General features: G+C 56.6%; 19 protein-coding genes. 14 read left to right on the top strand and 5 right to left on the bottom strand.

The features are described 5' to 3' along the window. Positions 1-8: 8 nt before the first annotated feature. The 4 genes from argF to IEX96_RS03080 form a co-directional block, all read right to left on the bottom strand. Positions 9-965, bottom strand: a complete 957-nt coding sequence (gene argF, locus IEX96_RS03065; RefSeq protein ID WP_188873465.1) for an ornithine carbamoyltransferase — start codon at positions 963-965, stop codon at positions 9-11. Positions 966-989: 24 nt separating this feature from the next. Further along, complete coding sequence (locus tag IEX96_RS03070) at positions 990-2,171, bottom strand: aspartate aminotransferase family protein (RefSeq protein ID WP_150004500.1); 1,182 nt, start codon at positions 2,169-2,171, stop codon at positions 990-992. Positions 2,172-2,344: 173 nt separating this feature from the next. Beyond that, the gene (locus IEX96_RS03075; protein WP_150004207.1) at positions 2,345-3,124 is read right to left on the bottom strand and encodes a hypothetical protein; all 780 of its coding nucleotides are present in this window, start codon (positions 3,122-3,124) and stop codon (positions 2,345-2,347) included. Between the two features lie 229 nt (positions 3,125-3,353). Then, positions 3,354-4,199, bottom strand: a complete 846-nt coding sequence (locus IEX96_RS03080) for an ABC transporter permease (protein WP_188873466.1) — start codon at positions 4,197-4,199, stop codon at positions 3,354-3,356. Between the two features lie 305 nt (positions 4,200-4,504). Between IEX96_RS03080 and IEX96_RS03085 the strand changes: the two genes are divergently transcribed. The 9 genes from IEX96_RS03085 to IEX96_RS03125 all read left to right on the top strand — a co-directional run bounded on the left by IEX96_RS03085 (position 4,505) and on the right by IEX96_RS03125 (position 12,164). Beyond that, a complete protein-coding gene (locus tag IEX96_RS03085; protein ID WP_150000970.1) occupies positions 4,505-4,912 on the top strand; it encodes a GcrA family cell cycle regulator in 408 nt (135 codons plus the stop codon). A 185-nt stretch (positions 4,913-5,097) separates the two neighbouring features. Next, on the top strand, positions 5,098-5,550 hold the full coding sequence (locus IEX96_RS03090; RefSeq protein WP_210431832.1) for an SUF system Fe-S cluster assembly regulator: 453 nt from the start codon (positions 5,098-5,100) through the stop codon (positions 5,548-5,550). A gap of 20 nt (positions 5,551-5,570) precedes the next feature. Further along, positions 5,571-7,040: a Fe-S cluster assembly protein SufB gene (sufB, locus tag IEX96_RS03095; protein WP_150000971.1), complete on the top strand. Its 1,470-nt coding sequence runs from the start codon at positions 5,571-5,573 to the stop codon at positions 7,038-7,040. Positions 7,041-7,092: 52 nt separating this feature from the next. After that, complete coding sequence (gene sufC, locus IEX96_RS03100; protein WP_150000989.1) at positions 7,093-7,830, top strand: Fe-S cluster assembly ATPase SufC; 738 nt, start codon at positions 7,093-7,095, stop codon at positions 7,828-7,830. Next, positions 7,827-9,164, top strand: coding sequence for a Fe-S cluster assembly protein SufD (gene sufD, locus IEX96_RS03105; protein ID WP_150004208.1), 1,338 nt, complete (start codon positions 7,827-7,829; stop codon positions 9,162-9,164). The genes sufC and sufD overlap by 4 nt, the downstream gene beginning before the upstream one ends. Beyond that, positions 9,164-10,411: a cysteine desulfurase gene (locus IEX96_RS03110; RefSeq protein ID WP_188873467.1), complete on the top strand. Its 1,248-nt coding sequence runs from the start codon at positions 9,164-9,166 to the stop codon at positions 10,409-10,411. The genes sufD and IEX96_RS03110 overlap by 1 nt, the downstream gene beginning before the upstream one ends. Then, entirely contained in the window at positions 10,408-10,890 is a 483-nt protein-coding gene (locus tag IEX96_RS03115; RefSeq protein WP_150004209.1) for an SUF system Fe-S cluster assembly protein, read from the top strand. The genes IEX96_RS03110 and IEX96_RS03115 overlap by 4 nt, the downstream gene beginning before the upstream one ends. A gap of 21 nt (positions 10,891-10,911) precedes the next feature. Next, positions 10,912-11,244, top strand: a complete 333-nt coding sequence (locus IEX96_RS03120) for a HesB/IscA family protein (protein WP_150004210.1) — start codon at positions 10,912-10,914, stop codon at positions 11,242-11,244. A gap of 2 nt (positions 11,245-11,246) precedes the next feature. Then, a complete protein-coding gene (locus tag IEX96_RS03125; protein ID WP_150004211.1) occupies positions 11,247-12,164 on the top strand; it encodes a hydroxymethylglutaryl-CoA lyase in 918 nt (305 codons plus the stop codon). Between the two features lie 75 nt (positions 12,165-12,239). On the opposite strand, the gene IEX96_RS03130 is transcribed toward IEX96_RS03125, so the two are convergent. Continuing rightward, positions 12,240-13,169, bottom strand: coding sequence for a TraB/GumN family protein (locus tag IEX96_RS03130; protein ID WP_188873468.1), 930 nt, complete (start codon positions 13,167-13,169; stop codon positions 12,240-12,242). A gap of 225 nt (positions 13,170-13,394) precedes the next feature. On the opposite strand from IEX96_RS03130, the gene rpmI reads away from it, so the two are divergent. The 5 genes from rpmI to IEX96_RS03155 all read left to right on the top strand — a co-directional run bounded on the left by rpmI (position 13,395) and on the right by IEX96_RS03155 (position 18,715). Next, positions 13,395-13,595, top strand: coding sequence for a 50S ribosomal protein L35 (gene rpmI / locus IEX96_RS03135; RefSeq protein ID WP_150000977.1), 201 nt, complete (start codon positions 13,395-13,397; stop codon positions 13,593-13,595). A gap of 21 nt (positions 13,596-13,616) precedes the next feature. Next, complete coding sequence (rplT, locus tag IEX96_RS03140; protein ID WP_150002251.1) at positions 13,617-13,982, top strand: 50S ribosomal protein L20; 366 nt, start codon at positions 13,617-13,619, stop codon at positions 13,980-13,982. A 142-nt stretch (positions 13,983-14,124) separates the two neighbouring features. Beyond that, complete coding sequence (gene pheS, locus IEX96_RS03145) at positions 14,125-15,195, top strand: phenylalanine--tRNA ligase subunit alpha (RefSeq protein WP_229773493.1); 1,071 nt, start codon at positions 14,125-14,127, stop codon at positions 15,193-15,195. Beyond that, positions 15,192-17,582 carry a phenylalanine--tRNA ligase subunit beta gene (gene pheT, locus IEX96_RS03150; protein WP_150004214.1) on the top strand — a complete coding sequence of 797 codons (2,391 nt, stop codon included), beginning with the start codon at positions 15,192-15,194 and terminating at the stop codon, positions 17,580-17,582. Before pheS ends, pheT begins: the two co-directional genes overlap by 4 nt. Before the next feature lie 137 nt (positions 17,583-17,719). Beyond that, positions 17,720-18,715 (top strand): methyltransferase domain-containing protein, encoded by a 996-nt coding sequence (locus IEX96_RS03155; RefSeq protein ID WP_188873470.1) that lies wholly within the window; start codon positions 17,720-17,722, stop codon positions 18,713-18,715. Positions 18,716-18,779 lie beyond the last annotated feature (64 nt).

Genomic DNA, 18,779 nt, shown 5'->3' on the forward strand with positions numbered 1-18,779 from the left:
TTGCCACATTAGCAGGTCCGGTTAAGGCACCAATTGAGAATCGCCTTTTGCGCATGAAGGCGGTTTTCAGCCTGTGCCCAAACAGCCGATTGCGGGCCATCCATCACCGCATCCGTTACCTCTTCGCCACGATGGGCGGGCAAGCAATGCAAGAACAGCGCATCGGGGGCGGCATGGGCCATCAAATCGGTTGTCACCCGATAAGGCTCGAAAGGGGCCAGTTCCGAAGGCGCCCGTTCCTGCCCCATAGAGCTCCATGTATCGGTATAGATGGCACGCGCGCCCTTCACCGCTTCCACGGGATCATCGGTCACGGCCACATCGGCTCCTTCTACCTTTGCCGCCGCCAAAACATCTGCATCGGGCAAATGGCCGCTTGGGCAGGCAAGGCGCAGCCGGAAATCAAAGCGCATCGCCGCGTGAATCATCGACGTGGCCACATTGTTGCCATCGCCCAACCACGCAACGCTTTGCCCCTTGATCGGGCCATTGGCTTCTTCAAAGGTCAGCATATCGGCCATCAACTGGCACGGATGGCTATGATCGGTCAGGGCATTGATCACCGGGATCGACGCATAGTGGGCCATTTCGGTCAGGTTTTTATGGTGATCGGTGCGCAACACAATGGCATCGCCATAGGCAGACAACACCCGTGCCGTATCGGCGATGCTTTCGCCGCGCCCCAATTGCAGCCGGCTGCCATCCAGATCGCTGGCTGCCCCGCCAAGCTGACGCATGGCCACTTCAAAGGAAATCCGCGTGCGGGTGGAGGATTTCTGGAAAATCATCAGCAAAAGATCACCATTCAAAGGCGCTTTGCGATCAGGCGCCCCTTTGGCAAGGCCCGTGCGCCCCGCTTTCATGGCTTTGGCATCCTCAAGAATACCGCGCAAGGTGGTGGCATCCAGAAGATCCAGATCCAGAAAATGCCGTACAGCGCTCTGCGCCGCGTCAGACCGTGTCATATATCTCTCCGAACCCGAAAGGGCTTATCCCGCATCATTCTCGACATCTTGCGTCAAACTGGCGAGGGTTTTCTCCAAAAGCACCATGGCTTCATCCACCTGTGGGCGCTCGATAATCAAGGGCGGCAACAGGCGGATCACATTGTCGCCCGCCGGGGCCACCAAAAGACCATTGGCCAAAGCCGCCGCCACCGTTTCACGCGGATCAAGGCCACGCAGCTTCACGCCCAGCATCAGGCCGCGCCCCCGCACGGCTTCAACCACATTATGATGGCGGCTTGCAAAATCATCCAAAGCGGCCTTGAGATAGGCCGCAATATCAATCACATGATCCAGAAAGCCCGGCTTCAACAATTCATCGAGCACCGCATTGCCCACCGCCATAGCCAGCGGATTGCCGCCATAAGTGGTGCCATGGCTGCCCGGCGTCATGCCGCTGGCCGCTTCTGCTGTGGCCAGGCACGCCCCGAAGGGAAAGCCGCCGCCAATGCCCTTGGCCGCTGCCACAATATCGGGGGTGATCCCCGACCATTCAAAGGCAAACATCTTGCCCGTGCGGCCCATGCCGCATTGAATTTCATCGCAGATCATCAAAAGACCATGTTCATCACACAAGGCCCGCACGCCCTGCATATAGGCATCGCTCAGTGGATTGACCCCGCCTTCGCCTTGAACCGGCTCTACCATGATGGCGGCGGTTTCCGGCGTGATCGCCATTTTCATAGCCTCCAGATCGCCGGGGATCACCCGGTCAAATCCGGGCAAAAGCGGCCCAAAGCCCGTGACCAGCTTCTCCTGACCAGCCGCGGAAATTGCCGCCATGGAACGGCCATGAAACGCACCTTCCAATGTGATAATGCGATTTTTTTCCGGCTGGCCTTTGTCATAAAAATATTTCCGCGCGGTTTTGATCGCGCACTCAATGGCTTCCACGCCAGAGTTCACAAAAAAACATTTCTCGGCAAAGGTGTTTTCCACCAGCCGTTCCGCCAAACGATCCTGATGGGGAATACGGTATAGATTGGAAGTATGCCAAAGCTTCGCCGCTTGATCTTGCAGCGTTTTCACCAGATGCGGATGGGCGTGACCAAGGCTTGAGACAGCAATTCCAGCATTGAAATCCAGATATTGGCGGCCATTAACATCGAAGATATAGGCGCCTTTGCCATGGTCAAATGCCACCTCTGCTTGCCGATAAACCGACATCAGTGCTGAAGTCACTGCGGCCTCCCTTTTTTCCCATATGACCGGCCCTGTCCAATGCGGTTATGTGGGCCGTAAACAGTTGGCGCGGCCCCCATTCAGGCGCCGCGCTCAAATCTGTTGGCAATATCGGGTTTCGGACTGCCCCTGTCAATGTAGCGGCGGTCCAAAATCGATTACTGGTCGGCCTGATCCGCGATCAGGGTCAAATCCCGCCGTTGCATGCCATGCATGGTGGTGGAAGACTTGGCGATCTTGAAATACCGTTCCAATAAATCCTTCCAACCCGCATGCTCGTCCAGCATGGCCTCGATTTCCGCATTGCGCCGGGCCATGGTGGCTGCATCGGGGGCATAGCTGATAAAGGTCACCTGATTGCCTTGCATGCCGATGCCTTCATAATAAACATCATAGGCATAAGGAATCTCGAGCTCCTCGTAGATAGCCTTGGCATCAGCCAGCATGTCTTCTATCTCGTCCCAATGGCCGAGTTTAAAGCTGAAGCTATCGATTTCCATGAAGACATCGCCATCATCAGGCGAGCCCCCGGCAGCAGGTTTATAAGACACTTCTTCGGCATAGCGTGACAACCAGCTGCGGCTGTCCAACAAAGATGTCTGCATGCCATTATAGTGGTCTTGAAAGGCATCGCCCCCTTCTTCCCAAACCATGCCGCGGGAGGCAAACACCTTATCCAGATCCGCATACTGTCCGATGGGGGTCACCAGATAATAGAGATTACGCCATTGAGCCACATAGGTATCGTGGGGATAGCCTGCCTCTTTGGCCATATCAAACATGGCTTTGAGATGCTCTTCAAAGGCGGACATTTGCGCCGGGTCCACTTCCAATTCAGTGATCATCTCTCGCTTGGGGGCATCCGACTGCGCAAAAGCCGTAGCGGATAGCAAAAGAAAAACAGGGGCGATAACGGCCCCAATCCATTTACGGAACATAAGATCTCTCCCTAATATGTGGTGCGTAACAACACAGGCGGGAGATCATGCCATCCTTACACCTACCCACATTTCTAGACACAAAGCGTCCCGTCCCTTTGTGCACTATAAAACAAATGGTTAATAAAACAAAATATTATGTAGATTATGCAGAAAATGCCTATAAAGCAAAAGGATAGGCCGGTGCCTATCCTCTGTCAGTTTATCAAGACTATGCCGCGTCAAGCGATCAGGATTTCAGCCGCCAGCCGGATTTCAAAGCCCGCCATGTGATGACCCACAACAGCACATCAATGCCCGCAATCACTATAGCACCGGTCAAAACGGAACTGTCTGCCTCACCGATAAAGCCATAGCGGAAGCCGTCAATCATATAGAAAAACGGATTGAATGCCAAAATCGGCTCCAGCCATTGCGCACCCGATCCCATTTTTTCCTTCAGCCGGTCGATGGAATAAAAAGTGCCCGATAACAAGGTTAAAGGCCCGACGATGAAATTGGTGATGGTGGCCACATGGTCGAATTTTTCGGCCCAGATGCCGGTCAAAATGCCCATCAGCGACAACATGATGGCGGCCCCGGCCCCGAAATACAGGATCGCCAACGGGTGGGTAATCATGATGGCGGGAATAGGCAAAAGCGCAAAACAGCCGATCAGCACCGCACAGATGGTCAATCCACGGGTTACACCGCCCGCCACGAAGCCCAAAGTCAGCTCTGCCGGCGATAAGGGCGGCATCAGCACATCAACGATGGTGCCTTGCACCTTGGCGATAATCAGCGACGACGATGTGTTGGCGAAAGAATTTTGCAGCAAGGCCATAATAATCAGGCCCGGTGCGAGAAACTGGGTATAGGCCACAGAGGTGGTCACCCGGTCGGAGCCGCCCAAAACCACCGCAAAAATCAGAAAGAACAAGATGGCCTGAACGGCAGGCGCGCCGATGGTTTGCATCCAGACCTTCAAGAAACGACGCACTTCCTTTTCATAAACGGTCCACAGGCCAAGACCGTTGATCCGTCCGATACGGCGGCTGCCGGGCTTGTGAATGTCATTGATGGCACGCATGGTCATAAAGCCGTCTCCAGACGAGGATACAAACGATTTTCCCGCCTGAACCGATCCGGTGGGGGAAAATCGTTGCCCACAAATATCCGTCTCGCCCAGCCAGCGCAAGTGGGCGGCAGCCTCGCCACCCGAAAACACTCCCTCCCCGGCCCTTGGGATGTTATTTGGACATCTGTGCGGGCTTGTATGCGCGCGATAAGCCTCTATATAGTGCGCTCAATCCAATTTGAGTGCGTGATGGAAATCGCCACAATGTGCGTTTTCGGGTGTTCCCCGATGTGCTTTGCGACCTTTTTGCTTAAGGAAGACCCATGGCTTGGACAGATGAAAGAATCGATCTCTTGCGACGCTTGTGGGAGAAAGGCTTATCTGCCAGCCAGATTGCCGGGGAAATCGGCGATGGCGTGACACGCAATGCCGTGATCGGCAAAGCCCATCGCCTGGGGCTGAAGTCCCGCCCTTCACCGGTGAAAACCGATTCGAAAAACAAGAAAGCCTCCGGAAAGGCTGCGAAAAAAGATAAAAACGCCAAGGTCACGCTTTTGGATCTGACGGAACGCATGTGCAAATGGCCCATCGGCCATCCCGGCGACGACGATTTCCATTTCTGTGGCAAAAACTCTGTTGCGGGCATGCCTTATTGCGAAGCGCATTGCCGCGAAGCCTATCAAGCCCAGCAGCCGCGCAAGGACCGCCGCCCCCCGCGCGTGCGCCCCTGATCGCTCAAAAGGCCGCATGGAACCACCGATCGTGCCAAGCGCGACGCCCCATGCCCGAAGACCGTCTTTCACATTATTGACAGGACCCCGCAGCGCCCCCATTTGAAAGTGGACAGTTTCGGTCCGATTTGTTATGCGGAGTCGAATTTTTACGGATAAGGTTCACGATCAAGGGTGAGGCGGCTGTGATCAGACTGACAAATCTCGCAGATTATGCCGTTGTTTTGATGGGCTCTCTGGCCCGCCGTGACAGCCGTGTGAATGCGGCCGATCTGGCCTCGGAAACCGGCCTTCCTGTGCCGACGGTTTCAAAAATTCTGGGGGCTTTGTCGCGCGCTGGTCTGGCTTTATCCCATCGTGGCTTGAAGGGCGGTTTTTCTTTGGCCCGCCCCTCGTCTGAGATCAGCATTGCCGATGTGATCGAAGCGGTGGACGGACCCATCGCCCTTGTGCACTGCATTGAAAACGCGCCCGGCGATTGCGATTTCGAACCGGTTTGTTCTATGCGCACCCATTGGCAGGTCATCAATGCCGCCGTGCGCGATGGCCTGTCGGGGGTCACGGTTGCCGATATCGCCCATAGCCCGTTGCCACCTGCCTTCGCCCAGATGCGCGGCGCGGCGCGCGACAAGTTTTAGTCTAAAAAGGACGCTACCAGATGGTTGCCACCACCCAAACCAAAGATCAGGTCGCCGAACTTGCTGGCACATACAAGCATGGCTGGTCCACCGAGATTGAATCGGAGTTTGCGCCCAAGGGTCTTAATGAAGATGTGATCCGTTTCATTTCGGCCAAAAAAGAAGAGCCGCAATGGATGCTGGACTGGCGCTTGAAGGCCTTTGCCATGTGGCAAAAGATGGAAGAGCCGGATTGGGCGATGATCAGCCATCCCCCCATCGACTACCAAGACACCTATTTTTATGCGGCCCCCAAGGCAAAGGATGGCCCCAAATCCTTGAACGAGGTGGACCCCGAGCTGTTACGTACCTATGAAAAACTGGGTATTCCCATTGCCGAACAGGAAGTTCTGGCAGGGGTTGAGGGGGCGGCCAAAGTGGCGGTGGATGCGGTGTTCGACAGCGTATCGGTGGCCACCACCTTCCGCAAAGAGCTTGAAAAGGCCGGCGTGATTTTCATGTCGATTTCCGAAGCCATGCGCGAACATCCCGAGCTTGTCCGCAAATATCTGGGCTCTGTGGTGCCGCAACGGGACAATTTCTTCGCCACATTGAATTGTGCCGTCTTTTCCGATGGCACCTTTGTCTATATCCCCAAAGGGGTGCGCTGCCCCATGGAGCTTTCCACTTATTTCCGTATCAATGCGGAAAATACCGGCCAGTTTGAGCGCACGCTGATCATTGCCGATGAAGGCTCTTATGTCAGCTATCTGGAGGGCTGCACCGCCCCCATGCGCGATGAGAACCAGCTGCATGCCGCCGTGGTGGAACTGATCGCGCTGGATGATGCGGAGATCAAATATTCCACCGTCCAGAACTGGTATCCCGGCGACAAGAACGGCAAAGGCGGGATTTACAATTTCGTCACCAAGCGCGGGGCCTGTCGGGGTCGCAATTCCAAAATTTCCTGGACACAGGTGGAAACCGGCTCGGCGATCACCTGGAAATATCCAAGCTGTATTCTGGAAGGCGATAATTCCGTCGGGGAATTTTATTCGGTGGCGGTGACCAACAATCGCCAACAAGCCGATACCGGCACCAAAATGATCCATATCGGCAAGAACACCCGCTCGAAAATCATCTCGAAAGGGATTTCGGCGGGCCGTTCCAACAACACCTATCGCGGATTGGTGCGGGTGATGGGCGGCGCCGACAATGTGCGCAATTTCACCCAGTGCGACAGCCTGTTGCTGGGCGATCAATGCGGCGCGCACACCGTTCCTTATATCGAGGTGAAAAATCCCACCGCCCAGATCGAGCATGAGGCCACCACCTCGAAAATCTCCGACGACCAGATGTTTTACTGCATGGCCCGCGGATTGGATGCCGAAGAGGCGGTGGCCATGGTGGTCAACGGATTCGCCAAAGAAGTGATGAAAGAACTGCCCATGGAATTCGCCGTCGAGGCGCAAAAGCTGTTGGGCATCAGCCTTGAAGGCAGCGTCGGGTAACACGGCCCTCAATGGGCGACATAACACAGATAAGAGGCACCAAGTGAGCACATTGCTTGACATCAAGAACCTGCACGTCGCCATCAAAGGCGAAGAAATCCTGAAGGGGCTGGATCTGACCATCGCCTCTGGCGAAGTGCATGCGATCATGGGGCCGAATGGCGCCGGAAAATCCACCCTTGCATCCACCCTTGCGGGCCGTGAAGATTATGAAGTCACCGAAGGCTCCGTGCTCTATCAGGGTGCCGACCTTTTGGAACTGGCCGCCCATGAGCGGGCCGCCAAGGGGGTGTTTCTGGGCTTTCAGTATCCCACCGAAATCCCCGGCGTTTCCAATCTGAATTTCCTGCGCTCTGCCCTTAATGCCCAGCGCCATCAACGGGGCGAGCCGCCCTTGGATGGCGGGGCCTTCATGAAGCTGGCCCGCGAAAAGGCCGGGCAGCTTGGCATGTCCATCGATATGCTGAAGCGCTTTGTGAATGTGGGCTTTTCTGGCGGCGAGAAAAAGCGCAATGAAATGGTGCAGATGACGGTGCTCGACCCCACCATCGCCATTCTGGATGAAACCGATTCCGGGCTGGATATCGATGCCTTGAAAGTGGTGGCAGACGGGATCAACACCATGCGCGGGGCGGATAAGGCAATCTTGCTGATCACCCATTATCAAAGGCTTCTCGATTATGTGAAGCCCGATCATGTGCATGTGCTGGCAGATGGCCGCATCGTGCGGTCCGGCGGCCCCGAACTGGCTCTGGAACTGGAAGAAAAAGGCTATCAGTCGGTGGCATGATGATGGATCAAAGCTCAGACATATCGGGTTTTCAAAAAGCCTATGACACCACGCGCCCCGCCTTGCCGGGCGGGGGCTGGTTGCAGGAATTGCGCCATATCGCCATGACCCGTTTCATGAGCCTTGGCTTGCCCGGCCGCAAATTGGAAAGCTGGCGTTATGCAGACCTCAAGGCCCTGCGCAAAACCCCGTTCCAGCCGGTTACCAAAGCGCCGGAAGCAGACATTGCGGCCATTGAAAAAGCCGCTATAGCCGGGCTGGATGCGCCGCGTCTGGTGTTTGTGAATGGGCGTTTTTCACGGCCTTTGAGCCGGCTTCACACATTGCCCGCCGATCTGGCCCCCAAAAGCCTGCGCGATGTTTTGATGCTGGGCGGCGGGTCGATCCGCGATCTGGTGATGGATCTGCGCGACGGCGATGCCTTTGACCAGCTCAACACAGCGATGATGAGCGAAGGTGTGGTGATCGAAGTGCCCGAAGGCATGCAGGTCAAAACCCCCATAGAAATTGTTTATCTGGTAACCGATGCGGACAATGGGGCCGCCCATTTGCGCAATGTGATCCGGCTGGGCCAAGGGGCGTCCCTTACGGTGGTAGAAAGCTTTGCAGGCGATGACAGCCGCTTTTTCACCAACCAGATCACCCAGACCACCCTTGCCGACGGAGCCGATCTGACCCTGCTGCGTCGCCAGCATGAAGGGTCGGGGACAGTGCATGTCTCGCGCACCTATGCCACCCTTGGCAAAGCCCGCTTCCAGATGGCATCCATCGCCAGCGGCAGCACCAGCACCCGCCATGAATTGCGCGCCGATGTGACCACCGAAGGCGGCCATGTGGGCTATGAAGGCATCCAGCTTGCCCGTGCCGGTCAAGTGCTGGATACGCTGACCTTCATGGACCATGCGGTGCCAAGCTGCACCAGCACCCAGACATATCGCGCCGTTCTGGCAGGCCAGTCCAAAGCAGCGTTCCAAGGCAAGGTTCTGGTCCGCCGTGATGCCCAGCATACGGATGCGCGGCAAAAAGCCGACAGCCTGCTGCTGGATCGTGCGGCCGAGGCCAGCACCAAGCCCGAACTTGAGATCTATGCCGATGATGTGCAATGCGCCCATGGAGCAACGGTGGGAGAGCTGGACGCCGATCAGGTGTTTTATCTCATGGCGCGCGGATTGGCCCCCAATGAAGCGCGGGCCTTGCTGGTGGAAGCATTTGTTGCGGAACTCTGCGGGAATATCGCCAATGAGCCTGTGCGTGATGCCTTTCTGGCCGATGCCCGCAACTGGCTGACCTCTGCCAATGCCGCCATGGATGCACCAAAAGAAGGGGACCAGTGATGGACGGCCAAGCCCTCGCCTCCCCCGCATCCTATGATCTGGATTCTGTGCGTGCCGATTTTCCGATTCTGTCGCAGCACATGCACGGCAAGCCCCTGGTCTTTCTGGACAGTGCTGCATCAGCGCAAAAACCCCGTCAGGTAATCGACGCGGTCAGCCGCTTTTACGAAACCGGATATGCCAATATTCATCGCGGCGTCTATCAGTTGAGCCAGGATGCCACCGAAGCCTATGAAGCCACCCGTGAAACGGTGCGGGCCTTCATCAATGCCGATAGCACCAAGGAAATCATCTTCACCCGCGGCGCTACCGAAGGCATCAATCTGGTGGCCAATAGCTGGGGCCGTACCTTTTTAAAGGCTGGCGACGAGGTGGTCCTGAGCGCCATCGAGCATCATTCCAATATCGTGCCGTGGCAGATGCTGCGCGATGCCATCGGCATTACAATCAAAGTGGCCCCTGTGGATGACGAAGGGGCGCTGGATTTTGATGCCTATGAAGCGCTGTTGAGCGAAAAAACCAAGCTTGTGGCGTTTGTCCATATTTCCAATGCCATCGGCACAGAACTGCCCGCCAAACAGATGATTGCCGCCGCCCATAAGGTTGGGGCGAAGGTGCTGGTGGATGGCTGTCAGGCCGCGCCCCATCGGCCTTTGGACATGCAGGATCTGGATGCCGATTTCTATGTGTTTTCCGGCCATAAGGTTTACGGCCCCACGGGCATTGGCGTGCTATACGGCAAACGCGCGCTTTTAGAAGCCATGCCCCCGTGGCAAGGCGGCGGCGACATGATCTCTACGGTGACTTTCGAGAAAACCACATGGAACGATCTGCCTTATAAGTTCGAGGCGGGAACCCCCAATATCGCCGGTGGTATCGGGCTAAAGGCAGCGCTTGATTATGTCTTGGCCATCGGTTTCGAGGCAATCATGGCCCATGAAGCGGACCTTCTGGCTTATGCGACAGAAAAGCTTGCCCCTTTGAACGATATTCGCCTGATCGGTTGTTCGCCCAAACGGGCCGGAATCCTGTCGATTGTGATGGAGGGGTGTCATCCCCACGACATCGGCACCATATTGGATAGAGAAGGCATTGCTGTACGGGCCGGACATCATTGCGCCCAACCGGCCATGGACCGGTTCAATGTACCGGGTACAGCGCGGGCCAGCTTCGGGCTTTATACCAGCCGGGCCGATGTGGATGCCTTGATCCGCGGCCTTGAAAAAGTGAAGAGTATCTTCGGATGATGGATGACAATTTCAAATCGGATGATGGCGCAGAGAACCCGCAGGGACGCCCTGTATGGTCGCACAAGCAAGATGGCGGCTATCTGGAAGATTTCCTGAAGGCCGAAGGCGAAGGCGAAGCCGATGCGGACAATGCGCAAGACACAGCAACCGATAGCGTGCCGGCAGCCTCCGAAGGCGATCTGAAAACCCGCGTCATCGAAGCGCTGCGGCAGATTTACGACCCGGAAATTCCGGTCAATATCTATGAGCTGGGGCTGATCTACGGCGTCGAGGTGGATGCCACCAACAATGTGGACATCCAAATGACCCTCACCACCCCCCACTGTCCGGTGGCTGAAAGCATGCCCATGGAAGTGGACAGTCGGGTGCGCTCTGTGGAGGGTGTGAACGATGTTGATGTGGATCTGGTATGGGATCCGCCTTGGGATATGTCGCGTATGTCCGATGAAGCCCGTCTGGAACTGGGGCTGTTATAAGCCTTGAAGGAGTGCATCGCCATGACTGCGGAGTTTGAAATCACCGAAAAAGCCGCCGCCCATATCAAGGCCCTGATGGCCAAGCGGGATACACCGGCCTTGGGTATTCGCCTTTATACCAAAGCGGCGGGCTGTTCGGGCCTGATGTATAAAGTGGATTATGTGGAAACCGCCAGAGACGACGACGCCGTGGTCGACGTGGCGGACGTGAAGCTGTTTATCGATAAAGAGTCGCTGCCTTATCTCAAGGGCGCGCGCATGGATTGGAAAGACGACAAGTTCGAAACCGGCTTCGTGTTTGACAATCCCAATGCCAAAGCCCTGTGCGGTTGCGGCGAAAGCTTCATGGTCTGATCATGCATCGTCCCGTTGAAATGGTGGAAGTGGGCGCGCGCGATGGCTTGCAAAACGAGCCGGAGCTTGTACCCACCGAGACGAAAATCGCCCTGATCGAACGGATGATGGACGCAGGGGCCCGCCGCATCGAAGTGGCCAGCTTTGTGCACCCCAAATGGGTGCCGCAAATGGCCGATGCGGAAGCGGTGGTGGCTGGATTGCCCAAGCGCGATGATGTGACTTATGTGGGGCTGGTGCTCAACAAGCGCGGTTTGTTGCGGGCGCTGGACAGCCGCGATACCGGCGGAGGCATCGATGAAGTGGGCTGCGTGGCCGTGGCCTCTGACGGTTTTGGTGAAAAAAATCAGGGCATGGGCTGGGAAGCATCGGTCGATGTGGTGCGCGATATCTGCCGCCTTGCCCATGCGGAAGATATGGCGGTTCAAGCCACCATTTCCGTGGCGTTTGGCGATCCCTTCGATGGGGCCGTGCCCATGGCGCGGGTGGTGGATATGGCCAAGCGCATCGCAGAGGCAAACCCGAAAGAACTGGCGCTGGGCGATACCATCGGGGTGGCGGTTCCGGCGCAGGTAACGGAGCTGTTTTCAAGGCTGCGTGAAGCCATTCCCCATATTCCGTTACGCGCCCATTTCCACAATACCCGCAATACCGGCATCGCCAATGTCTGGGCAGCCTATCAGGCCGGCGTTTCCATCATCGATGCGTCACTGGGAGGATTGGGCGGCTGTCCTTTTGCCCCCAAGGCCACCGGCAATGTGGCAACGGAAGACGTGGTTTATATGCTGGCCCAATCCGGGGTGGACAGTGGTCTGGATCTGGATCGGTTGATTGGGGCAGCCCGCTGGTTTGAAGGCAAGATCGGCAAACCGCTGCCCTCCATGTTGGCCCGCGCCGGGGGCTTTCCCACCGGACAGTAACCCAAATAAATCCGGACGACGACATCTGCTGCCGCCGCCCGGATTTTCAAAGCAAAAATGCTTTTATTGGCCCCTTTATTGACGGGTCAGCTCATGGCCATTGGCGCGCAATAAGGCAATCACGCTTTTATCGCCTATCAAATGGCCGGCGCCCACCGCCACCAAATGGGTGCCCGGTTCTTCAAGCAGGCCCTCTAAAGCCGGAATCCAGTTTCTATTGCGCTGATACAGCAGTTTATCAGCCAATTCCGGGCTTTCCTCCAAACCAGCGGTCAATATTGCATCCAATGCATCCAGATCACCGGTCAGCCAGGCTTCTTTCAGTTCTTCAAAATACTGTGCCAGATCATCGATCTGCTCCAGCCCTTCTTCGATGAAAGCCACTTGCGCTTCATCGGACAGATTGGCAAACAGCATTAATTGCTCTTCGCCCTTTTCAAGACCGCGAATGTCCTTACCGCTGGCGCTGGCGAGCTGTCCCAAAGTGCTATCCACACCATATTGCGGCAAAAAGCCCGCCTGCATGGCCGACATGACGCTGATTTGCAGCCCTGCCATCCACGGTTTCATGCGATCCATCGCCTGCACAGGAATGCCGCGTTTTTCATAGGCGGCGGCCAAATGGTCATAGCTCTCTTTGGGGAGGTGGTTAGACAGTGTGTCATCGGGGGTGTAAAATCCCAGCGACTGCACCAATTGTTGTAATTTAGGCGAAGCCATCTCGGACGGTGTCAATTCCAAAGTCAGGCTATCGGCCTTATCGGCAATGTCTTTCAATTCATCGCTCAGCCACGGCGTATCGGCTTTCAATAAATGAATGGTGCCCAAAAAATACACCGCCGACCCGTCTTTCTCCATTTTCCAGATGGCGGGCGCATGGTGGGCCGGATCTGTTTGGGCAAATGCCGATGGAGTGGCGGCGGCCAAAGACAGGCTAATAAAAGCCAATCCACAAAAAGCCGCACGGCGGCCCATGCGGTGAAAAAATGTAAGAAATGCGCGCACAAATATCTCCATCAGAAAGCTGAACATAAACAAACGAAGCGCCTATGGTACCAAAAGCGCACAGGCTGGCAACGCCTCTCTTGCACAAAGGGCGGGCAGGCTGTATATGCCGTGGCTTCGATAAAGGAACTGGGTGGTCCGGCCTTGTGACAGGGCATGCCGCGGCGACCCGAAAAACAGCACAAGTGCGTGCGTTATGCACCACGCGTCTGAAAGGAGTGCAAAATGCCCAAGATGAAAACGAAGAGCGGCGCCAAGAAGCGCTTCAAAATCACTGCCTCTGGCCGCGTCAAAGCAGGCCAAGCCGGCAAACGCCATGGCATGATCAAACGCACCAACAAGCAGATCCGTAATCTGCGTGGCACCGACACCTTGTCGGATGCGGATGCAAAGATCGTCAAAAAATTCATGCCCTACGCCGGCTGAGCGGATTAAGGAGAAGCAGATATGGCACGCGTTAAACGGGGTGTGACCACCCATGCCCGCCACAAAAAAGTTATCGACCAAGCCGCCGGTTTCCGCGGTCGTCGTAAAAACACATTCCGCACCGCCACACAGGCTGTGGAAAAGTCTTTGCAATATGCCTACCGGGATCGCCGGACCAAAAAGCGCAATTTCCGCGCCCTTTGGATTCAGCGCATCAATGCCGGTGTGCGTCTTTATGGCCTCACCTATGGCCGCTTCATGCATGGCCTGAAACTGGCCGGGATCGAGCTGGACCGCAAAGTGCTGTCCGATCTTGCCGTGCGCGAAGAAGCCGCCTTTAAGGCGCTTGTCGATCAAGCCGAGGCAGCCCTGAAAAAGGCCGCGTAACCAAACCCGCATCCGCGGTGTTTGACACGTCGTCTCAGATAATTAGGGGGCTTCCCGGCCGGGGAGCCCCTTTTGCTTGTCCCGACATTTGAAGAACACCCCGACACGCATCACAGACCCATTACATCAAGCGAGCATGGATATGAGCGAGCAGCTGGAACACAGCCTTCTGGCCGATATTGAACAGGCCGCCTCCCCCGACGCTTTGGAAGCGGTTCGGGTGAAAGCCTTGGGCAAGAAGGGCCTTGTCACCCAGGAAATGAAGCAGCTTGGGGCCATGACGCCCGAGCAGCGCAAAGAAGCGGGCCCGGCGCTCAATCAATTGAAAACACGCATCATGGATGCCATCGCTTTGAAAAAAGCGGCGCTCGAAGCGGCGGCGCTCGATCAGCGTTTGGCGCAAGAGCGTCAGGATATGACATTGCCGGTGTCCCCCCGTCGGCAAGGGCGCATCCATCCCATCACCCAAGTGCTTGATGAACTGTCGGAAGTGTTCGCCGATCTGGGCTTTGCGGTCGCCGAAGGGCCGCATATCGAAGATGATTTCCATAATTTTACGGCGCTCAATATCCCCGAGCACCATCCGGCCCGGCAAATGCACGATACCTTCTATCTGCGCCCGGACGCCAATGGCGAGCGCAAGGTGTTGCGCACCCATACCTCGCCGGTGCAGATCCGCACCATGCTGAATGAAAAGCCGCCCCTGCGCATCATTGCACCGGGCCGCACCTTCCGTTCCGACTCGGATGCCACCCACACCCCCATGTTCCATCAGGTGGAAGGGCTGGTGGTGGACCGCAACACCCATATGGGCCATCTGAAGGGCTGCCTTGAAGCATGGCTCAGTGCGTTCTTTGAGGTGGACCGGGTGCGTATGCGCTTTCGGCCAAGCTATTTTCCCTTCACCGAGCCTTCGGCAGAGGTAGACATCAATTGCGCATGGCGGGATGGCGCTTTGGTGGTGGGCGAAGGCGATGATTGGCTGGAAGTTCTGGGCTGCGGCATGGTCAATCCCCGTGTGCTCAGCGCCTGCGGCCTTGATCCCGATGAATTTCAGGGCTTTGCCTTCGGGGCGGGGCTCGACCGCTTGGCCATGTTGAAATATGGCATGACCGATTTACGGCCCTTCTTTGAAGGGGATGTGCGCTGGCTCGATCATTATGGATTCGCGCCGCTGGAGGTGCCGACGCTGGCCGGAGGGTTGTCGAAATGAAATTCACATTAAGCTGGCTTAAACAGCATCTTGAAACCGAAGCATCCCTTGCCGAGATCACAGACACCCTGACCCGCATCGGCCTTGAAGTAGAAGGTGTGGACGACCCGCGTGAGGCTTTGGCCCCGTTCAAGGTGGCCCATGTCATCGCCGCCGATCCGCACCCCGATGCCGACCGCTTGCGCGTGTGCAAGGTGGACACCGGCAAAGGCATCATTCAGGTGGTTTGCGGCGCCCCCAATGCGCGGGCAGGCATGAAGGGTGTGTTTGCACCGCCCGGCTCTTATGTGCCGGGGATCGACATGACCCTGAAACCGGCGAAAATTCGCGGTGTCGATTCGTCGGGCATGCTGTGTTCCGAACGGGAAATGATGCTGTCCGATGAACATGATGGCATTATCGAACTGGATGCTGATGCCCCCATCGGCGCGTCCTTCGCTGAAATCGCCGGTCTTGATGATCCGGTGATCGATATTGCCATCACCCCCAATCATCCCGATGCTTTGGGCGTTTCCGGCATTGCGCGGGATCTGGCCGCCGCCGGTCTGGGTCGGGTGATCACGCCCGAGATTGCGCCTGTCGCTGGCACATTCGATTGCCCCATCGCCATCGAGACCGATGCACCAAACGCCTGCCCGGTCTTTGCCGGCCGGCTGATCCGGGGCGTGAAAAACGGCCCCAGCCCCCAATGGCTGCAGCAGCGTTTGAAGGCCATCGGCCTGCGTCCCATTTCCTTGCTGGTGGATCTGACCAATTTCCTGACCTATGACCGCGCCCGCCCCCTGCATGTTTATGATGCAGCGAAAATCGGCACCACGGTGCATGCCCGCCTGGCACAGCCCGGCGAAAAAGTGGCGGCCCTTGACGGCCAAACCTATGAAACGGCAGGCGGTGAATGTCTGATTGCCGACGATAACGGGCCATTGGGCTTTGGCGGCGTCATGGGCGGCGAGGCCTCTGGCGTCAGTGCCGATACCGTGGATGTGCTTGTGGAATCCGCATGGTTCGAACCCGTACAAACCGCGCAAACAGGGCGGCGCCTAGGCATCGATTCAGATGCCCGCTACCGCTTTGAACGCGGCGTTGACCCGGCCTTTGTGATACCGGGGCTAGAGCTTATCACCCGCATGATCCTTGATCTGGCTGGCGGAGAGGCGAGCCGGATCGTGGTGGCCGGAACCGTGCCCACCCCTGATAAACGCATTGCTTTCAACCCGTCGCGCGTTGCCAGCCTTGGGGGGCTTGATCTACCCGAAAGCCGCTCCCGCGCGATTTTGGAAAGCCTTGGCTTTGGCTGGGAACAAAGCGATGAAGGGATCATGGTTCGCGTGCCCAGCTGGCGGCCCGATGTGGACGGTGAAGCCGATCTGGTGGAAGATATCCTGCGCATCGAAGGCTATGACAAAGTGCCGTCTGTGGCGCTGCCACGATTGCATGATGTGGCCCGCCCGACCCTGACTCTGGGGCAAAGCCGGGCCCGTTCTGTAAAACGGTGTCTGGCCCTTGAAGGGCTGTTTGAAGCCGTCACCTGGTCGTTCATGGACAGCACCACCGCCCGGGCCTTTGGCGGCCATGATGATCTGATGCTGGAAAATCCCATTTCCTCGGAATTGGATATGATGCGCCCCAGCCTTGTGCCCAATCTGGTGCAAGCCGCAGGCCGCAACCGCGATCGCGGCGCAGGATCGGTGGCCCTGTTCGAAGTTGGACCGGCTTATTGCGGCACCAAGCCCGAAGATCAAAGCCTGATCGCTGCCAGCGTGCGTCTGGGCGTAACCGGCGCCCGCCATTGGCGCAACTCGTCGCGTGAGGTGGATGCCTATGATGCCAAGGCCGATGCCATCGCCGCACTGGCAGCCGCCGGAGCACCGGTGGAAAATTTACAAGTCTTCGACGGTGCTCCCCACTGGTACCATCCGGGCCGGTCGGGAACATTGCGCTTGGGCCCAAAGCGCATTCTTGCTGCGTTCGGGGAAATGCATCCCAATGCCTTGGCAGATCTGGATGTGAAAGGCCCCGTGGTGGCAGCCGAAGTCTATCTGGACCAGATCCCCGAGCCAAAACGCAAAGGCGGGCGTAGCCGGGCGGCCCTGCGCCTGTTGAACCTGCCTGCGGTGGAGCGCGATTTTGCGTTCCTCATCGACCGCGATATAGATGTGGGAACCGTGATCAAAGCGGCGAAAAGTGCCGATAAACGGCATATCGAATCGGTGGATGTGTTCGACATTTATGAGGGCAAAGGGGTTGCGCCGGAGTCAAAATCTGTGGCGATCGCGGCCAGATTACAACCCCAGGAAAAAACATTTACAGAAAGCGAAATAGAAGCGATTTGCGCGAAAATCGTCGCTATGGTTGAGAAAGCCACAGGGGGTACCCTTCGCCGCTAAGACTCTGCTAACCTTTTTTTGTCAGGATGAAATCTGTCTAGGGTGGGCGTATTGCGCCCTTCCTATTCCGGTGTCGTTTTAATGTGCGGACCCATAATTCTATGGCCTCGTCTCGGCAGAAAAAAGCGGCTTCTCCGATGTCACTGAAAGTCCGTATGATGGCTTGGTGGCAAGGCTATGATCCTGCGGATGTGGAAAAATTGCTGGCGCGGAAAGCGGCTTTGCAACAAAGCAATGTGCCTGAAGATCCGCCCAAACCTCCCGCTTCTCCAGCCAAACCGGCACCGGACGTTTCCCCCGAAGATCTGGAATTGCCTTTCGATCCATGGGATTCAAACCGGGTAGAAATTGCGCAATATATCTGGGGCGAGGGATATTGCGGTCCCGGCGGCCCCGAGCATGTGATTTCGGTCAGCAAATTGCTGGCCTTGTCGCCGGAAATGAGCTTGCTTGAAATTGGCGCGAATCTGGGCGGGCCAGCCCGCACCCTTGCCGATAAATTCGGCGCCTGGGTAACCGGCTATGAAACGTCGGAGCGCTTGGTAAAGCTCGCCAATGAAAAATCGCTGATGGCCGGCATGGCGAAAAAGGCCGACATCAAGCACTTTTCCACAGAAGAGATCGACAGTTTCGGACGCAATTTCGATCGGGCCTTCGCAAAAGAAGCCTTTTTCACCATTGAAAACAAAGCCCGAATGATGGGGCTGGTGGAAGCACATCTGAAGCCTTCTGGCCTGTTTTTGATGACGGACTTCGTGCTTGGCTCCGATAATGTTCTTGGCAAGGAAAGCTATCGTCAATGGCGCGAATCGGAACAGGAAAAACGCCGCCCCTTTATGGTGACTTCGGCAGAATTGGTGGATCTGGCGAAAAAGGCCCGCTTCAATATCCGGGTCAGTGAAAATATCACCCCCACCTATATCGATCTGATCAACAAAGCCTGGGCCGGAGCCGATAAAGTGGCGGCGCAATTATCCCGACAAGAAGATGGCGACGCACTGTTGCAGGCCCTTTTGAAAGAGGCGGAATTCTGGTCTTTGCGCCGCCGTATGATGGAAAGCGGCGATTTGCAGGTCTGGCGTTTGCTGGCCAGCAAGAAATCCGAAAAGCCGTCCATGATGTCCAATTGGTAATATCTTAAAGAAATCGACGGCCAATAGACGAAGCCGCATTGCAGCAAGGCTGCAGCAGCGCTAT

Origin of the sequence: Iodidimonas muriae (assembly GCF_014647255.1) — a bacterium.
GTDB classification, from domain to species: domain Bacteria; phylum Pseudomonadota; class Alphaproteobacteria; order Sphingomonadales; family Rhodothalassiaceae; genus Iodidimonas; species Iodidimonas muriae.